Genomic DNA, 15,380 nt, shown 5'->3' on the forward strand with positions numbered 1-15,380 from the left:
AACTTTACAATTATTTAAAATAATCTAAATAATGTTTATGTAGAATGAACAAGAAAACAAATATATGAAAACTATAAGGAGATTTTTCATGACACTTAAAAATTCAAAAATTATCGCAGCAGCACTATCATTAGGATTAGTATTAACAGCATGTGGTAACGATAACGCGACAACTACAGAAGAAAAACCAGCTGAAACAGCTCAAACTGAAACAGCTGAAACTACTGAAGAAGAAGCAAAAGAAGAAGAAAAACCAGAAGAAGAAGCTGAAGAAGAAGCAAAAGAAGAAGAAAAAACAGAAGAAGCTGATACAGCTAACGCTGAAGACTATGACTTCACTGTAGTATCAAGAGAAGACGGTTCTGGTACTAGAGGGGCTTTCATCGAAATCGTTGGACTTGAAGAAAAAAATGACGCTGGTGAAAAAGAAGACAAAACAACAGTTGACGCTGTAGTTCAAAACTCAACAAACGGAGTTATGACATCAGTAGCACAAGATCCATCAGCTATTGGATACATCTCACTTGGTTCTCTAAACGACACAGTTAAAGCAGTTAAAGTTGAAGGTGCAGAAGCAACAGAAGAAAACATCGTATCAGGAGATTACAAAATCTCAAGACCATTCAACCTTGCATACAAAGAAGAAGGTCTAGATGAAATTTCAAAAGACTTCTTAAAATTCGCTCTTTCTAAACAAGCTCAAGACATAGTAGTGGAAGAAGGATATGTACCTTTAAAAGATTCTGAAGAATACACAGCTGCAGAAGGACTTAGCGGATCAATCACAGTTGCTGGTTCTACATCTGTAACTCCACTAATGGAAAAATTCATCGAAGCATACCAAGAACTTAACCCAGAAGTAAGAATTGAACTTCAATCAAACGGTTCATCAGCTGGTATCGAAGCAGTAATCGACGGAGCAGCTCAAATCGCTATGGCTTCAAGAGAACTTAAAGATGAAGAAAAAGAACAACTTACTCCAGAAGTAATCGCAACCGACGGAATCGCTGTTATCGTAAACAAAGACAGCAAAGTTGAAGATTTAACAGTTGAACAATTAAAACAAATCTTCGCTGGTGAAATCAAAAACACTGGAGAATTAAACTAGAAAAATGAAGAATATTAAGGAAAGATTTGGAGAAATCTTATTCCTTATATCAGCAGCAATGTCCGTAGTACTTATACTATTAATTATATTCTTTATCTTTAGATCAGGAATAGGTTTCGTAAGTAAATACGGACTTGTTCCGTTTTTAACGGGTCAAAAATGGGCGCCTACAGCAAAACCAGCAAGCTTTGGAATCTTGCCTATGATTGTAGGCTCTCTTATTGTAACCGCAGTATCTACACTTATAGCCCTACCTTTTGGGCTAGCGGTGTCAATATTTATGGCTTACTATGCTGATAAAAGTTATAACTTTCTTAAATCATTAATAAATTTATTGGCAGCTATCCCTTCAGTTGTATATGGTTTCTTTGCCATGGTTGTACTTGCGCCAAGGATTGGTAAGATTTTCCATACACAACAATATAATATGCTTACAGCATCTATATTACTTAGTATTATGATATTACCTACTATGGTAAATATCTCAGAAAACTCTCTTCGCCAAGTACCAAAAGTATTTTATACTGGATCATTAGCACTTGGAGCTACAAAAGAAGAAACTATTCATCATGTTATGATTCCTTACGCTAAAAGTGGTATTTTTTCTTCAATTATCCTTGCTATCGGTCGTGCAATTGGTGAGACAATGGCAGTTTACCTAGTAGTTGGTAACCAACCTAGAATGCCAGAATCTATCTTAAAGGGTGCTCGTACTCTTACTACAAACATCGTTCTTGAGATGGGTTATGCATCCGGAATGCATAGAGAGTCACTTATAGCCACAGGTATGGTTCTATTTTTCTTTATTTTGATTATTAACATACTTTTCAATATTATAAGAAGTAAAAGTGAATCGAAATATTAATTATTGACTAGGAGTATATATGACTACAGCTTATAAAATTTTTGTATGGCTATTTACTGTGTTGGCATATGCTTTTGGTGGAATAATTATTTTATATATCCTTTTTCAGGGTATACCAAACATATCACCTTCACTTTTTGAATGGAATTATACATCAACAAACGTTTCAATAATGCCGGCTTTAATATCGACATTATTTACAATTATATTAACATTATTAATCACACTACCAGTAGGAATTTTCACAGCAATTTATTTATCAAATTATGCTGAAAATAAATACTTTATAAAAGCAGTAAGATTTGCTACAGAAATCCTATCATCAATCCCTTCAATTGTTTATGGTCTTTTCGGTTACTTATTCTTTGTAACTAACGTAAACATGGGACTTGGTATGGGCTATTCGCTTATAGCAGGTTGTTTAACGGTTGCTATTATGATTTTACCAACTATTATCAGAACTACTGAAGAAGCTATTCTTACAGTAAATCCACTTCAGGCCCATGCTTCTTTAGCCCTAGGTGCAACAAAAATTCAAACTATATTTAAAGTTGTTATCCCAGAGGCTATGGATGGTATTCTAGGTGGTATTTTCCTTGCTACAGGAAGAATCGTTGGAGAATCAGCAGCATTAATTTATACAATGGGTACTCAGCCTTCTATCCCAAAAAACCTTGGAAACTCAGCTAGAACATTAGCTGTACACATGTACATGCTGTCATCTGAAGGTTTCCACGTAGCCGAAGCTTATGCTACTGCCGTATTACTATTGATATTTGTTATCTTAATTAACTGGATATCAGCAAAAATTACTAAAACCTTAGTTAACTAAGAGGAGAAATAAATGGATAAAAAAACATTTGAGTCTTCTGACAACAGCAAGACTAATGCAAATGAAAATCTATCTACAAAAGAAGTTTCTAGCCAAGATATAAAAACAGAAGCATCAGAAGCTGAAGTAAAAGATGCTAGCAAAACAAATGAGATGGATTATAGCATAGATTATGATCACAGAGATGACAGTAATCACGAGGTTCATACTCTTGATCGTAAAAATAAATATTCTGATCTAGAAACAGCAATTTTAGTTAAAGACCTTGATTTATATTACGGAGATTTCCAAGCTCTTAAAGGAGTAAATATGGATATCAAAAAAGGTCAAGTAACAGCATTTATCGGACCATCAGGCTGTGGTAAATCTACAACACTAAAATGCTTTAACAGAATGAATGACCTCGTAAAATCATGTAAAATCGATGGACTTATTGAGATAAATGGTAGAGATATTTACAAACCAGATGTTGACGTTGTAAATTTACGTCGTAATGTCGGCATGGTTTTTCAAACACCTAACCCATTCTCAAAATCAGTTTACGATAACTTAACTTATGGACCAAAACTTGATGGTATCAAAGATAAAGATGCCCTAGATGAAATAGTAGAAACATCTTTAAAACAAGCTGCAATTTGGGATGAAGTTAAAGATAAACTTGACCAAAACGCACTTTCATTTTCAGGTGGACAACAGCAAAGAATTTGTATTGCAAGAACTCTTTCTGTCAAACCAGAAATAGTACTAATGGATGAGCCTACATCAGCTCTTGACCCTATTTCTACATCATCTATCGAAGATTTAATGCAAGACTTAAAGGAACAATACACAATAGTAATCGTAACTCACAATATGCAGCAAGCTGCTCGTATCTCTGACCAAACAGCTTACTTCCTTACAGGAGAAGTTATTGAAATGGATGATACAACAAAAATCTTTGAAGATCCAAGAGATAAGAGAACAGAAGATTACATTACAGGAAGGTTTGGTTAGACTATGAGAACTAGGTATAGACAAGATCTTGATTCTGTAAGAAATATGAGTAATGAGCTTATGGAACTTGTCATCCTATGTTACGATAAGCTCGATTTATACTTAGAAAATCATAATAACAAAAATCTTGAAGAAGTAATTGAACTTAACGATGATATTAGACGCAATGCTGCAGATGTAGAAAGATTTTGCTTTGAGCTACTAGCCCTACAACAACCAGTTGCTAAAGACTTAAGATTTTTGCAAATGAGCATCAAACTTGCTTCAACATATAAGAGAATAGCTAGCCACTTAGCCCAAGCGTCAATGATTATGATTGAATATTCCTTAAATGATGAAGAAGTTGATTTTGTAAAAAGATTCATTGCTAATCAAAAACAAATGTCAGCAGATAGTATAGCTGCCTTCATTCACAATGATAATGACTTGGGACTAAAAACTATCGAAGATGACGAAGTAAATAATAAATTATTTGAAGAAGCAGTAAATTATATTGCAGACTTAAATAAAAATAATAGCATAGGTGCTATCGAGCTTTCTGAAAAAGTTCTACTTTATAAATATTTTGAAAGACTAGGTGATCGTCTAGCAAGAGTAGGCGATCTAGCTACGAGGCTTTAGGAATGATTTATGTAGTTGAAGATGATAAGTCTATAAGAAATTTAGTAGACTATGCTTTAACTGAAAAAGGATACAAGGTAGCCACTTTTGAAGATGGCTTAGATATAGTAGAACTAATAAAAAATAAGGGCGGCCAACTTTTAATACTAGATATAATGCTTCCTGAAAAAGATGGAATAGAAATCTTAGAAGAGATTAGAGAATTTTCTGATATTCCAGTCATACTATTAACAGCTAGGACTGACGAGTTCGACAAAGTTTTAGGCCTAGAATCAGGGGCAGATGATTATATTACAAAACCATTTTCTATCCTAGAACTAATTTCAAGGGTAAAGGCGGTTTTAAGAAGGTCTGTAAAAAAAGATAGTGACCATATCAACTATGAGGATATATCTATAAATACCAGAAAAAGAACCGTTAAAGTATCTGGCCATCTAATCGATTTAACCTTTAAAGAATTTGAAATGCTATTATTATTTATGAATAATATAGGCAATGTAATAACTAGAGAAGACTTTCTTTTAAAAATATGGGGCTATGATTATGAAGGAGAGACTAGAACAGTAGATGTTCATATAGCATCCCTGCGTAACAAACTTCTTAACGAAGGAAAGCATATAAAAACTGTAAGAAACTTAGGATATAAATTTGGAGAAATATGAAACAACTTGCAAGATACTCCATGAAAAGATTGGCAATTTTACTTTTAATCCTATCTTTTCTAATCAGCAACAGTATTTCTTATAAAACAAGGGAAAAAGCTCAAAGTGATTTTGCGAAAAATGCTTTGGGCTTTCTTTTAATGGAAGAAGATAATGCTGATTTTTATGATACCCTAGAAAAATTTAATAGTAGCCATAAGGACTTATCTCTTGTTTACTTGGATAATAATCGACAAACCTTGTTTAATCCAGATAGGATAAAAATTAAAAATTACGATAATATTAATTTTAATAGTCAATTGTACACCCATAATACTAGTCTATATAAGGCCTTTAGCAATCAAAGTGTTTATGAGGCAAAAGGTGAAAATATTTTGCTGATTTCTTATATTCATGATTTAGGATTTTATATTAATATTTTTTTACTAATTTTACATATTATGTTAGCTCTTTTTATAAATTATTTAATTGATAAGTTTGTAACAGAAAATGTTGATTATTACATTAAAAAGATGACCTACACAAATTATGATAGACTTATAAAAGATAGTCGCTATGAAGATCTTAAAGTACCCTTAAAAACTTATGCTGATAGGATTGATGAGTTGACTATTGCATCAGAAAATCTAAAGTCAAGGCTCGCTGAGTTTACAAATATTACCAGCAATATGAAAGAAGGTTTTATCCTCTTTGATGGAGATGGTAATGTGGAGCTGATGAATAATTCTGCTAAAAATTATTTGGGAGCTGATGAAAAATCCCACATTACTAATCTAATAGACGATAGGGAATACAATTTGGCACTTAGAGAAGCTTCCATTTTAAAACGTAGCAAGATTTTGGATATAAAATTAAATGGCTATTATCTAAGAATCTTTATCGATCCATTATCAACTAGCACCCAAAAGGCCTATGCGATGATTATAATCGATAATTCTGAAGATATGCAGGCAGAAAAAATGCGTCGTGAGTTTTCTGCAAATGTCACCCACGAACTTAAAAGTCCACTAACATCCATAAACGGTTATGCAGAACTTATAGCGACAGGCATTGCAAAAGAAGATGATGTAAATAAATTTGCTAAAATCATCTACAAAGAGGGCAATAGGCTCTTGGAAATAATTGATGATATACTTAAAATTTCAAGACTAGATGAGAATAACTTTGACAAGGACTTTGTAGAAGTAGACATAGGTGAAGTTGTAAATGCTACTGTCGAAAAATACTTAAGGCTAACTGACAATAAAGAGATAAAAGTCATCAATAATATTAAGCCTTATAAAATCAAGACTTCAAAATCCTTATTTTATGACTTAGTTTCAAATATTTATGAAAATGCTATAAAATATAATAAAGTTGGCGGGACTATTACAGTATCATATGATTTGGGAGAAAATTCTTATTTTCTATCAATAGCTGATACTGGAGTAGGAATTGCTCCAGCTGACACAAAAAGAATATTTGAGAGATTTTATGTGGTAGATAAGTCTAGAAAAAGAAATCAAAAATCTACTGGTCTCGGCCTATCTATTGTAAAACACATAGTTAGTTACCTAGGTTACAATATAAGAGTAGAATCTAAACTTAATGAAGGTACAAAATTTATAATAGAAATACCCCTAGGCCTTGATCGAAAAGATAGTTTATAGGTACTGATAATTTTTTATCATTGCTTATAAACTTTTTCTTTGTTATAATTTATATATAACCAGTAAGGAGGTTTTATGAAAATTGTAATATGTTCGTGTGCAAGATGCACCGCAGCAGGCAATGAATTTCTTCTTGATGCTGTAGATGAAGTGAAAGATGACTTAATAAAAGCTTATTCCTTCGATAAGATAGAAAAAAAACCGGAAATAGAAGTTGAGTACATAAATATAATGGATGATATAGAAGATTCAGATAATATCGCACCACTAGCAAAAGTAGATGATACGTATTTAGAAAAAGTTATGCCAGAAGAATTAATGGAGCATATCTTTAATGCACATTCACCAATAGAAGAGGCCAACTAATGAAAGAAACATACATAGACATATTAAACATAAGAAGAATGGCCTTTGAACATATAGCAAAAATTGCTTATGAAAATAGACCAATAACAGACATAGGCCTAGAAGTATATGACATATTGCCAGGAGAAGAGGCAAAATACAGAGAATCTATATTCCTAGATAGGGCAGTAATGGGTGAAAGACTTAGGATGGGTATCGGTCTTGATGCAAGAACTGCTGATAAAACTGATGCCATTACTGAAGGCCTTGATAAAATGGATGTAAGCCACAGGATTTACAATCCACCTTTAGTAAGCGTTATAAAAATTGCCTGCCATGCGTGTGCAGAAAATAAAGTTACAGTAACAGACCAATGTATGGCATGTATTGGCCATCCATGTGTGAATGTTTGTCCAAAAAATGCTGTTTCTTACACAAGAGAAGGATCAGTAATTGATCAAGAAAAATGTATTAAATGCGGTAAATGTGTTGAAGCTTGCCCATATAATGCAATCAACCACCAAAAAAGACCATGTGCAGCTAGCTGTGGGGTAAATGCTATCCACTCTGATGAACTTGGTCGTGCAGAAATTGATGCTGAAACTTGTGTAGCTTGTGGAAAATGTATTTCTACATGTCCTTTTGGTGCAATTTCTGATAAATCTGAGATTTACCAGTTAGTAAAATCTATCCAATCAAAAAAGAAAACCTATGCTATAGTAGCTCCATCTTTTGTGGGTCAATTTGGTCCAGATGTTAGCCCAGAACAAACAAGAGAAGCTATCAAACAATTAGGTTTTGATGAAGTAATAGAAGTTGGTCTAGGTGCAGACCTTACAACCATGAATGAAGCTCACGAGTACTTAGAAAAAGTTCCTACTGGAGAATTTCCATTTATGGGAACATCTTGCTGTTTCTCATGGAAGATGATGGTAAGAAAGAAATTCCCAGAAATAAATGAATATATCTCAGAATCATCTACACCTATGATCTATACAGGCTTACAACTTAAGAAAAAAGATCCAAACTGTGAAGTAACATTCATTGGACCATGTATTTCTAAAAAACTAGAAGCCCTAGAGCCAGAAGTAGCTGAAGTAATTGATTTTGTAATCACTTATGAAGAATTACTTGGAATGTTCCTTGCAAAAGGTATAGAACCATCAGAAATCGAAGTAGATGAAGTTATGATGGATGCTTCAGAAACAGGTAGATACTATGCAGTAGGTGGTGGAGTAGCTGAAGCAGTTGTAAGACGTGCTAAAGAAATAAGACCAGGCACAGAAATAGATGTAGAAGCTGCAGATGGACTTGCAAATTGTGTAAAACTTGCACAAATGGCAAAACTTGGCCGTATGGATGGTAAACTTATCGAAGGTATGGCTTGCCAAGGCGGATGTGTTGGTGGTCCTGGAGTAGTAATAGCTGATAACAAAACTGCCAAAGCTGTAAAAGCATTTTCAAAAGCATCAGACTTTAAATCTCCAGCTGATAATATCAATATTCCAGCAGAAGATAGACCAAATGATGAATTATTAAAATAAGACAAGGAATTAGTAATTGAAATTAAAATCTAAATCATTAGTTATCCTATTAGCTCTTGGGCTAATAGGATGTTCTAATAATACAGCAAATCAAAATACTGAGAAAACACAAACAACAAAAGTAGAAGAAGCAGAAACTAATAAGCAAGCTCAAAAGCCTGAGCAAATAAAAAAAGAAGAGACTGATGATAGCAGTAAGGCCCACTATAATGTAAATATTGCCATGCTAAAAGGACCTACAAGTGCTGGAGCTATAAATATGCTAGATTCATCTAAAAATGATGGGTCAAACTTTAGCTTTAACGAGTCAGTAGAAGGAGCTCCAGATGCAGTAGTTCCACAACTAGTCTCAGGAGAGACCGATATTGCAATCATTCCTCCAAATCTTGCTGCTACAGTTTATAATAAAACTGGTGGCAAGATAAAAGTATTGGCTATAAATAATCTTGGAGTTTTATATTTAGTTGAAAATGGAGACCTTAATATAAACTCTATAGAAGATTTAGTAAATAGTGGAGAAACTATATATACAGCAGCTAAGGGCGCAACTCCAGATTTGGCTATAAATGAAGTTATAAAAAATGCTGGATTTAATCAAGGTGATGTAAAAATAGAATATCTAGCAGAAGCCAGTGAAGTAGCTCAAAAAATGATAGCAGGAGAAGCAAAGCTTGCCCTTCTTCCAGAGCCAATGGTAACAAATGTTTTGATGAAAAATGAAAATGCAAAAGTTGCCCTTGATGTAAATAAACTTTACGAACAAGCAACATCTAGCCCACTTATTTCAGCTGTACTTGTTGGAAGAAGTGAGTATCTAGATGAAATAGATGTTCCACTTCTGCTAGATTCCTATAAGGATTCAATTGATCAAGCAAAGCAAAATGTAGATGATACAGCAGCTCTTTTAGGTCAGTATGACATTATGCCAGAGCCAGTAGCTAAAAAAGCATTACCAAAGCTTGCTTTAAAATATATTGATGGCCAAGAGATGAAATCTATGCTCGAAAAACACCTAGATTATCTTTACCAAAGTAATCCCCAACTAGTGGGTGGGTCCCTACCAGAAAATGACTTCTACTACAAAAAATAGATTTAGAAAAATAATTATAGCTATAATTTGGCTTATGCTATGGCAAATTATGGCAAGTCTTATAAAAGAGGAGATACTATTACCATCTCCTCTTCTTGTATTTAAAAGCTTTATATCACTTTTAGGGCAAGCAGCATTTTATAAGACGATACTTACTTCTACAATAAAAATACTAGTAGGATTTATAATATCTATTGCAATTGGGACGATTTTTGCCTATCTATCCTATAGATACAAATTATTTTATGATTTTATAAGTCCTATTATTCGTGTATTTAGGTCTATACCCTTGGCAAGTATAGTTATATTTTTATTGTTTTGGGCAGATAAATCACTCCTTTCTATATATGTTAGTTTTATAATGGCTATGCCTTTAATCTTTCAAAATTTATATGATGGACTAGAAAGTATTGATAGAAAAATTTTAGAAATGGCTGATGTGTATAAGGTAAGTGAAATTAAGAAAATAAGATATATTTATAAAGTAAATGCAAAATATTTTCTGTATTCCTCTATCATTAGTGTATCAGGCTTGGTTTTTAAGGCTGGGATAGCTGCAGAAGTAATAGGACTGCCACAAAACTCTATCGGTAATAATCTCTATAATGCTAAAGTTTACCTAGATATGCCAAATTTATTTGCTTGGACTATATCAATATTATTAATATCATCTATTTTTGAATACATGCTTAAAAGATTTTTAGGAGTAGATTATGCTAGAATTTAAAGGTGTTTATAAATCCTATAATCATCCTATCTTAGAGAATCTTTCTTTTATACTTAAAGATGGAGAAAATTTAGGGATTTTTGGTAAATCTGGTATTGGTAAAACGACTATTATAAACCTTATCTTAGGTTTAGAAAAACCTGACCAGGGATTTATAAAAAGAGACTTTAAAAAAGCTTCTGTAGTTTTTCAAGAAAACAGACTTATAGATGAAATATCAGCCCTGGATAATTTGAAGATACTTTCAGATAATATAGATTTAGCTAAATCAATTCTAAATAAATTTGGAATTTTTGATGTAGATAAAAGTGTAAATCTATTTAGTGGGGGCATGCAACGAAGAGTAGCCCTTGCCCGTGCTTATTTATTTGATGGAGATATCTTAATAATGGATGAGCCTTTTACAGGTCTTGATTTTAATAGCAAAAAAGATTTGGCTAGGTTAATAAAGCAAAAGTTTAAGGATAAATCTATAATAATAGTTTCCCACAATCTTGATGATTACAAGCTTTTTGATATAAGCAATGAAAATATAGTCTTTTTATAGTTGTATTTAATTTTTATTATAGATATAATAAATAGATGAATTAATAAGAGAGGTTATTATGGGTCAAACGGCATTTATGCTCATGTTCATAACCATTATCTCAAAAATCTTTGGATTTATAAGAGAAGCGGTTATGGCAAATTATATTGGGGCAGGTGAACTAAAATCCATCTACACAACAGCAAACACACTTCCAGTGGTGGTTGCAAACTTTGTAGCAGTTGGTATTATTTCTGGTTTCATCCCAATTTATAATAGGGCAAAAAACGAAGAGGGTCAGGCTTCTGCTGAGAAGTTTACCTCAAATATATTTAATATTTTAATGGTATTTGCCACTGTTGCCCTAATTTTGGGCCTGATTTTTGCAAAACCATTTTCAAAAATACTTTCTCCAGACTTAGATGGCCAGTGGCTAGATTTAGCAGCTAATTATACTAGGATAATGATGTTTGCAGTTTATGCTTATCTTTATTCAGCAGTCTTTAGGGGCTATTTAAATATTAAGGGAGATTTCTTCAATCCTGCAATAACTGGGATAATTATGAATATAATAATCATAATATTTACAGTACTTACAGGAAAAACTGGTAATGTCTATTTACTAATCATTGGGGCTCTTTTAGGGAACATCTTCCAATATATACTATTTCCAAGGGCGACAAAAAAGGCTGGCTACCATCATGAAAAGGTTATTGATCTATCGAATAAATATGTAAGGCAGCTGATGATTATCGCTATACCGGTAATTGTGTCATCTGCAGCTGGTGAGATTTCTATAATAGTAGACAACTCTATGGCTTCAGCATTTTTTGGTAAAGCCGCTATTTCTAAACTATTTTATGCAAAAACAATGCTAACATTGATTACAGGGGTAATTACAGTTTCAGTAACAACAGCTCTTTTCCCACAAATTGCAGAGCTGGGACAATCTGGCAAGATAAATGCTATGAAAAAATCTATTTCATCATCAGTTGTAACAACACTATTGCTAGTTGTACCAGCAACTATTGGTATGTCAGTGCTTTCACAGCCAATTATCGAGTTAGTTTTCCAAAGAAATGCTTTTACTCAAGAAGATACAGTTATAGTAGCAAGTTTATTATCATCCTACGCACCATATATAATTTTCCAATCTATATCTGATGTAGTTGACCGAGGATTTTATGCAGTAGGGGATTCTAAGACTCCAGTTGTAATTGTGGTTATCCAACAAGTTACAAATGTTATTTTCAATGTGATTTTGATTAATTTATTTGGTATAAATGGTCTTGCATTATCGACAGTTGTTTCAACAATAGTTGGATCAGCCCTTATGATTTATAAATTTAGGGCTAATTTTGGGGCCTTTAACTTTAAAACCGCCCTTATATCTATAATAAAAATTACAATTGCAACATCCCTAATGGCTCTAACTGCAAGGGGTATTTATGGTTTAACAAGTGGAAATATGCCACATATCTTGGCTTTATTTATAGCAATAATAGTGGCAGCTATTGTTTATGGATTTTTAATTTTAATTGCAAGAATACCAGAAGTAATGAATTTGGTAAATATTATTTACCACAAGGTCTTTAAGAAAAAAAAGGCTCAAAAACATATCCAAGCACCAAATCAAAAAGGTGACACACTTGGAGAATTTAATAGACGCAAGTCTTCTAAAAGACAATCTAGGACAAAAAATAAGCAGTAGGTAAAAACCTCCTGCTTTTTTAGTTTAATATTTGATTTTTCATAAAGATTGAAACGATTTTACTAAAGTTTTCTAAATTTGTAATCCTAACAAAATCCCTATTATAAATTAGTTTTGCATTTTCCACATCTTCATCCTCTCCGGTAAATACTCCAAGTACTGAGACATTGTCATTTCTTAAATTACGAACTTCAAAGGCAGTATCATCAACGGCTATTTGGTCTTTATACTGGTCTTTTTCTTTTACTTTTATAGTATTAATGTTGGCTCTCTCATCATTTGGTTTTCCATCTGAAAGGACAATTACAATGTGTCTTACATCTTCTTGGGTGTCTATTATGTGGTGGAGGGTTTTAAAGGCAAGTCCATCGCGGTTGGATCCAGCTGCAAAAAATTTGTAAATTTCAGTATTTTTATGTTTTTCATTATAATCACGGAAAACATTAAAAATTGTATGGTCACGTAGGGTAGAAAAGCTTGTTACTCGTATAGGAATGCCTGCTTCATCCATTGATTTTGCTATGATATAGGCTTGATTAGCAACTATATGCTGGCGCTCTATTTGGCTTGCTGATGCATCAAGGATTAAGTCTACCTTAAATTTGGTAATATCATCATTTTCTTGGTTTAAAAACACGTCATAATCATGAATTACAGATGCCCTCCAAACTTTAGATGGATCTATTATCCCGTAATCTTTACTTACATCTACAAAATCTTCAAAGGTTGCTAATGAGTTTTTAATTGCTAGGGATAGTTCATTTATATTCCTATGATTGATTGCAAAATTATTTTCTATATATCGCTTATTTCTTTCGTATTGCTCGCGTCTATTTTCTTTATAGAACCTTGCGTTTGGTTTTTGGCTGTATTCACCCTTGGTAAAGTAAAGTTTTTTGTGGGCATGGATGCCAGTTGCTACTTCTTTTTCGATTTTTTCTATTTGTCCTAGGGGAAGTATTGGTTTTCCAAAAAAATCTTCTATAAATTCGCTAGATGAATGGTAGTCATCTTGAGAAGAATTCATAAACATTAAGTTTTTATTTAAGTCTTCTTTTCTATCTTCATAGTAGATTAGGCCGGTAAATTCTGCAGCCCCTATTCCAAATTGCTCATCTATATTTTCATCGCTATATTCTTTTGGGCTATCCTCATCAGTTTTAAATTCTTGTGGTTGATTTTCCTCAACCATTTTTTCAAAAAGTTCTTCGTCTTCCTTTGCTCTTTCAAAATTGAAAAAAGTTTTAAAAACGTCATTAAGTTCATCTATTAAAACATTTGTATCTGTAGTGTAGATCTTAAAAATTGCTTTATAAATTGACCTAAAAACTGGCCCTTCTACTATTGGTTTATTAAAAACTTTGCCATAATATGCTTTTTCCATTTGCTCTATAAGATTATCTGGCTGGTGGTAGTTGTATCTGTGGAGTTTTTTTCTAGCATATTCTTTTTGCAAGTCGCCAATAACTAAATTTTGTTTGCTAATCTCTTTAAAAGAAATTTCTTCTATTAATAGATTTGTTATGAATTTGAATTCTTCATAAAAAGGATTTTCCCTATTTAAATAAGCAAAAAATGAATTTAGCATCCTGGTATCAAAAGTTTTATAGGTATATCCAAATATTATATTTTTGTAGACCTCATCCATGGGATAGGATTTATTAGGTGTGAACCTATAATTTTTTGCAAAATCCCAAATAATATTATATTCGCGGATTTTATCAAGGGATTCAGTCATTAAATACACTCTCTTCTATGCTTGGTGGTACTTTTGTTTTTATGGTGTCGATTACAATTTGTCTTTCAAATTCATCAAAAGATTTATTGGCAAGCCCCATAAGAATAGCATCAAATGGATTTAATCCCACTTGCATGGTTTCAATTGCAGAAATCAATCCACGAAGGTCTACAGATTTGGTAGAAATTTCATTGTTTTCACTTTTAAATTGAAGGGAGATAAACATATCCAAAAATGCATTTCTATATTTTTCTTTTAGTTTTGGGAAAGTATCCATTAATAATTGATTTAAGTTCTCGCGAGTAATATTTGGCATATTTATAATCATAAATCTTGAGGCGAGAGCTTCGTTTACCTCACGAGTGCCCACATAGCCGTAGTTCATTGTTGCAATAAATCTGGTGTTTGGATCTAGATTTATTTTTTCATAACCAGGTAAATCTATAATTCTTCTGTGGTCTAGGGTTGCGTGCAAAACAGAAATTGCTTCGTTTTTTGCCATATTTATCTCATCAAGTACTGCAAAGCCACCCTTTGTTGCTGCTTCATAGATAGGTCCTTTTCTAAAAACAACTTCTCCATCCTTAAAAGTATCAGAACCAATAAGTGAGTTAAAATCAGTATTTACGTGGAAGGAAACATTCCAAGATGGTCTGGCAAATAAATATGCTAGATTTGATGAAAGTACGTTTTTACCTGTAGCTTTTGCACCTGTTAGCAAAATATTTTTACCTGCTAGGATGGCTGATATCGCTTGTTCTAGTACTTCCTTACCATAATACTTGAATTCTGGTTCGCTCACTCTTGGATCATCCAACAAACCGTTTTTTTCTCTATATATTTCAACTTGTTTTATAAGATTTTTATCTACATTTTGTTTTTCTAAATATTCAATCATTTTTACTCCTTTTAACTATAATATTATACAATTTATTTGCAAAAATTCACTTGACAAAGTCCATTTATAGA

The 15,380-nt window shown here is 32.7% G+C and carries 15 protein-coding genes; 13 read left to right on the forward strand and 2 right to left on the reverse strand.

The genetic code is table 11. The features are described 5' to 3' along the window. Nucleotides 1–88 precede the first annotated feature (88 nt). From ACF3NF_RS06190 to murJ, 13 genes are all read left to right on the forward strand, one after another. A complete protein-coding gene (locus tag ACF3NF_RS06190; RefSeq protein ID WP_394022636.1) occupies nt 89–1,108 on the forward strand; it encodes a substrate-binding domain-containing protein in 1,020 nt (339 codons plus the stop codon). A gap of 4 nt (nt 1,109–1,112) precedes the next feature. Beyond that, the gene (pstC, locus tag ACF3NF_RS06195; RefSeq protein ID WP_394022637.1) at nt 1,113–1,973 is read left to right on the forward strand and encodes a phosphate ABC transporter permease subunit PstC; all 861 of its coding nucleotides are present in this window, start codon (nt 1,113–1,115) and stop codon (nt 1,971–1,973) included. Nucleotides 1,974–1,992: 19 nt separating this feature from the next. Next, the gene (gene pstA / locus ACF3NF_RS06200) at nt 1,993–2,805 is read left to right on the forward strand and encodes a phosphate ABC transporter permease PstA (RefSeq protein ID WP_394022638.1); all 813 of its coding nucleotides are present in this window, start codon (nt 1,993–1,995) and stop codon (nt 2,803–2,805) included. A 153-nt stretch (nt 2,806–2,958) separates the two neighbouring features. Beyond that, nucleotides 2,959–3,798, forward strand: a complete 840-nt coding sequence (pstB, locus tag ACF3NF_RS06205; protein ID WP_394024450.1) for a phosphate ABC transporter ATP-binding protein PstB — start codon at nt 2,959–2,961, stop codon at nt 3,796–3,798. Between the two features lie 3 nt (nt 3,799–3,801). After that, entirely contained in the window at nt 3,802–4,419 is a 618-nt protein-coding gene (locus tag ACF3NF_RS06210) for a phosphate signaling complex PhoU family protein (protein WP_262121865.1), read from the forward strand. Nucleotides 4,420–4,421: 2 nt separating this feature from the next. Beyond that, on the forward strand, nt 4,422–5,081 hold the full coding sequence (locus ACF3NF_RS06215; protein WP_394022639.1) for a response regulator transcription factor: 660 nt from the start codon (nt 4,422–4,424) through the stop codon (nt 5,079–5,081). After that, on the forward strand, nt 5,078–6,730 hold the full coding sequence (locus ACF3NF_RS06220) for a sensor histidine kinase (protein ID WP_394022640.1): 1,653 nt from the start codon (nt 5,078–5,080) through the stop codon (nt 6,728–6,730). Before ACF3NF_RS06215 ends, ACF3NF_RS06220 begins: the two co-directional genes overlap by 4 nt. 75 nt (nt 6,731–6,805) lie before the next feature. Next, nucleotides 6,806–7,096 (forward strand): hypothetical protein, encoded by a 291-nt coding sequence (locus tag ACF3NF_RS06225; RefSeq protein ID WP_394022641.1) that lies wholly within the window; start codon nt 6,806–6,808, stop codon nt 7,094–7,096. Next, nucleotides 7,096–8,619 (forward strand): 4Fe-4S dicluster domain-containing protein, encoded by a 1,524-nt coding sequence (locus ACF3NF_RS06230; protein WP_394022642.1) that lies wholly within the window; start codon nt 7,096–7,098, stop codon nt 8,617–8,619. The genes ACF3NF_RS06225 and ACF3NF_RS06230 overlap by 1 nt, the downstream gene beginning before the upstream one ends. A gap of 16 nt (nt 8,620–8,635) precedes the next feature. Further along, nucleotides 8,636–9,709 carry an ABC transporter substrate-binding protein gene (locus tag ACF3NF_RS06235; protein ID WP_394022643.1) on the forward strand — a complete coding sequence of 358 codons (1,074 nt, stop codon included), beginning with the start codon at nt 8,636–8,638 and terminating at the stop codon, nt 9,707–9,709. Then, entirely contained in the window at nt 9,687–10,436 is a 750-nt protein-coding gene (locus ACF3NF_RS06240) for an ABC transporter permease (protein ID WP_394022644.1), read from the forward strand. The genes ACF3NF_RS06235 and ACF3NF_RS06240 overlap by 23 nt, the downstream gene beginning before the upstream one ends. Further along, a complete protein-coding gene (locus ACF3NF_RS06245) occupies nt 10,423–10,983 on the forward strand; it encodes an ATP-binding cassette domain-containing protein (RefSeq protein WP_394022645.1) in 561 nt (186 codons plus the stop codon). The genes ACF3NF_RS06240 and ACF3NF_RS06245 overlap by 14 nt, the downstream gene beginning before the upstream one ends. A 58-nt stretch (nt 10,984–11,041) precedes the next feature. Then, nucleotides 11,042–12,673, forward strand: coding sequence for a murein biosynthesis integral membrane protein MurJ (gene murJ / locus ACF3NF_RS06250; protein ID WP_394022646.1), 1,632 nt, complete (start codon nt 11,042–11,044; stop codon nt 12,671–12,673). A 19-nt stretch (nt 12,674–12,692) separates the two neighbouring features. On the opposite strand, the gene ACF3NF_RS06255 is transcribed toward murJ, so the two are convergent. After that, nucleotides 12,693–14,411, reverse strand: a complete 1,719-nt coding sequence (locus tag ACF3NF_RS06255) for a vWA domain-containing protein (RefSeq protein ID WP_394022647.1) — start codon at nt 14,409–14,411, stop codon at nt 12,693–12,695. Next, entirely contained in the window at nt 14,404–15,309 is a 906-nt protein-coding gene (locus ACF3NF_RS06260; protein WP_262121891.1) for an AAA family ATPase, read from the reverse strand. The genes ACF3NF_RS06255 and ACF3NF_RS06260 overlap by 8 nt, the downstream gene beginning before the upstream one ends. Between the last annotated feature and the right edge of the window lie 71 nt (nt 15,310–15,380).

Source organism: Anaerococcus martiniensis, assembly GCF_043187485.1.
Lineage (GTDB): Bacteria > Bacillota > Clostridia > Tissierellales > Peptoniphilaceae > Anaerococcus > Anaerococcus martiniensis.

Coding starts and splice junctions, on each gene's coding strand:
- ACF3NF_RS06190 (WP_394022636.1), top strand. CDS start 89: ATGACACTTAAAAATTCAAAAATTATCGCAGCAGCACTATCATTAGGA.
- pstC (WP_394022637.1), top strand. CDS start 1,113: ATGAAGAATATTAAGGAAAGATTTGGAGAAATCTTATTCCTTATATCA.
- pstA (WP_394022638.1), top strand. CDS start 1,993: ATGACTACAGCTTATAAAATTTTTGTATGGCTATTTACTGTGTTGGCA.
- pstB (WP_394024450.1), top strand. CDS start 2,959: ATGGATTATAGCATAGATTATGATCACAGAGATGACAGTAATCACGAG.
- ACF3NF_RS06210 (WP_262121865.1), top strand. CDS start 3,802: ATGAGAACTAGGTATAGACAAGATCTTGATTCTGTAAGAAATATGAGT.
- ACF3NF_RS06215 (WP_394022639.1), top strand. CDS start 4,422: ATGATTTATGTAGTTGAAGATGATAAGTCTATAAGAAATTTAGTAGAC.
- ACF3NF_RS06220 (WP_394022640.1), top strand. CDS start 5,078: ATGAAACAACTTGCAAGATACTCCATGAAAAGATTGGCAATTTTACTT.
- ACF3NF_RS06225 (WP_394022641.1), top strand. CDS start 6,806: ATGAAAATTGTAATATGTTCGTGTGCAAGATGCACCGCAGCAGGCAAT.
- ACF3NF_RS06230 (WP_394022642.1), top strand. CDS start 7,096: ATGAAAGAAACATACATAGACATATTAAACATAAGAAGAATGGCCTTT.
- ACF3NF_RS06240 (WP_394022644.1), top strand. CDS start 9,687: ATGACTTCTACTACAAAAAATAGATTTAGAAAAATAATTATAGCTATA.
- ACF3NF_RS06245 (WP_394022645.1), top strand. CDS start 10,423: ATGCTAGAATTTAAAGGTGTTTATAAATCCTATAATCATCCTATCTTA.
- murJ (WP_394022646.1), top strand. CDS start 11,042: ATGGGTCAAACGGCATTTATGCTCATGTTCATAACCATTATCTCAAAA.
- ACF3NF_RS06255 (WP_394022647.1), bottom strand. CDS start 14,411: ATGACTGAATCCCTTGATAAAATCCGCGAATATAATATTATTTGGGAT.
- ACF3NF_RS06260 (WP_262121891.1), bottom strand. CDS start 15,309: ATGATTGAATATTTAGAAAAACAAAATGTAGATAAAAATCTTATAAAA.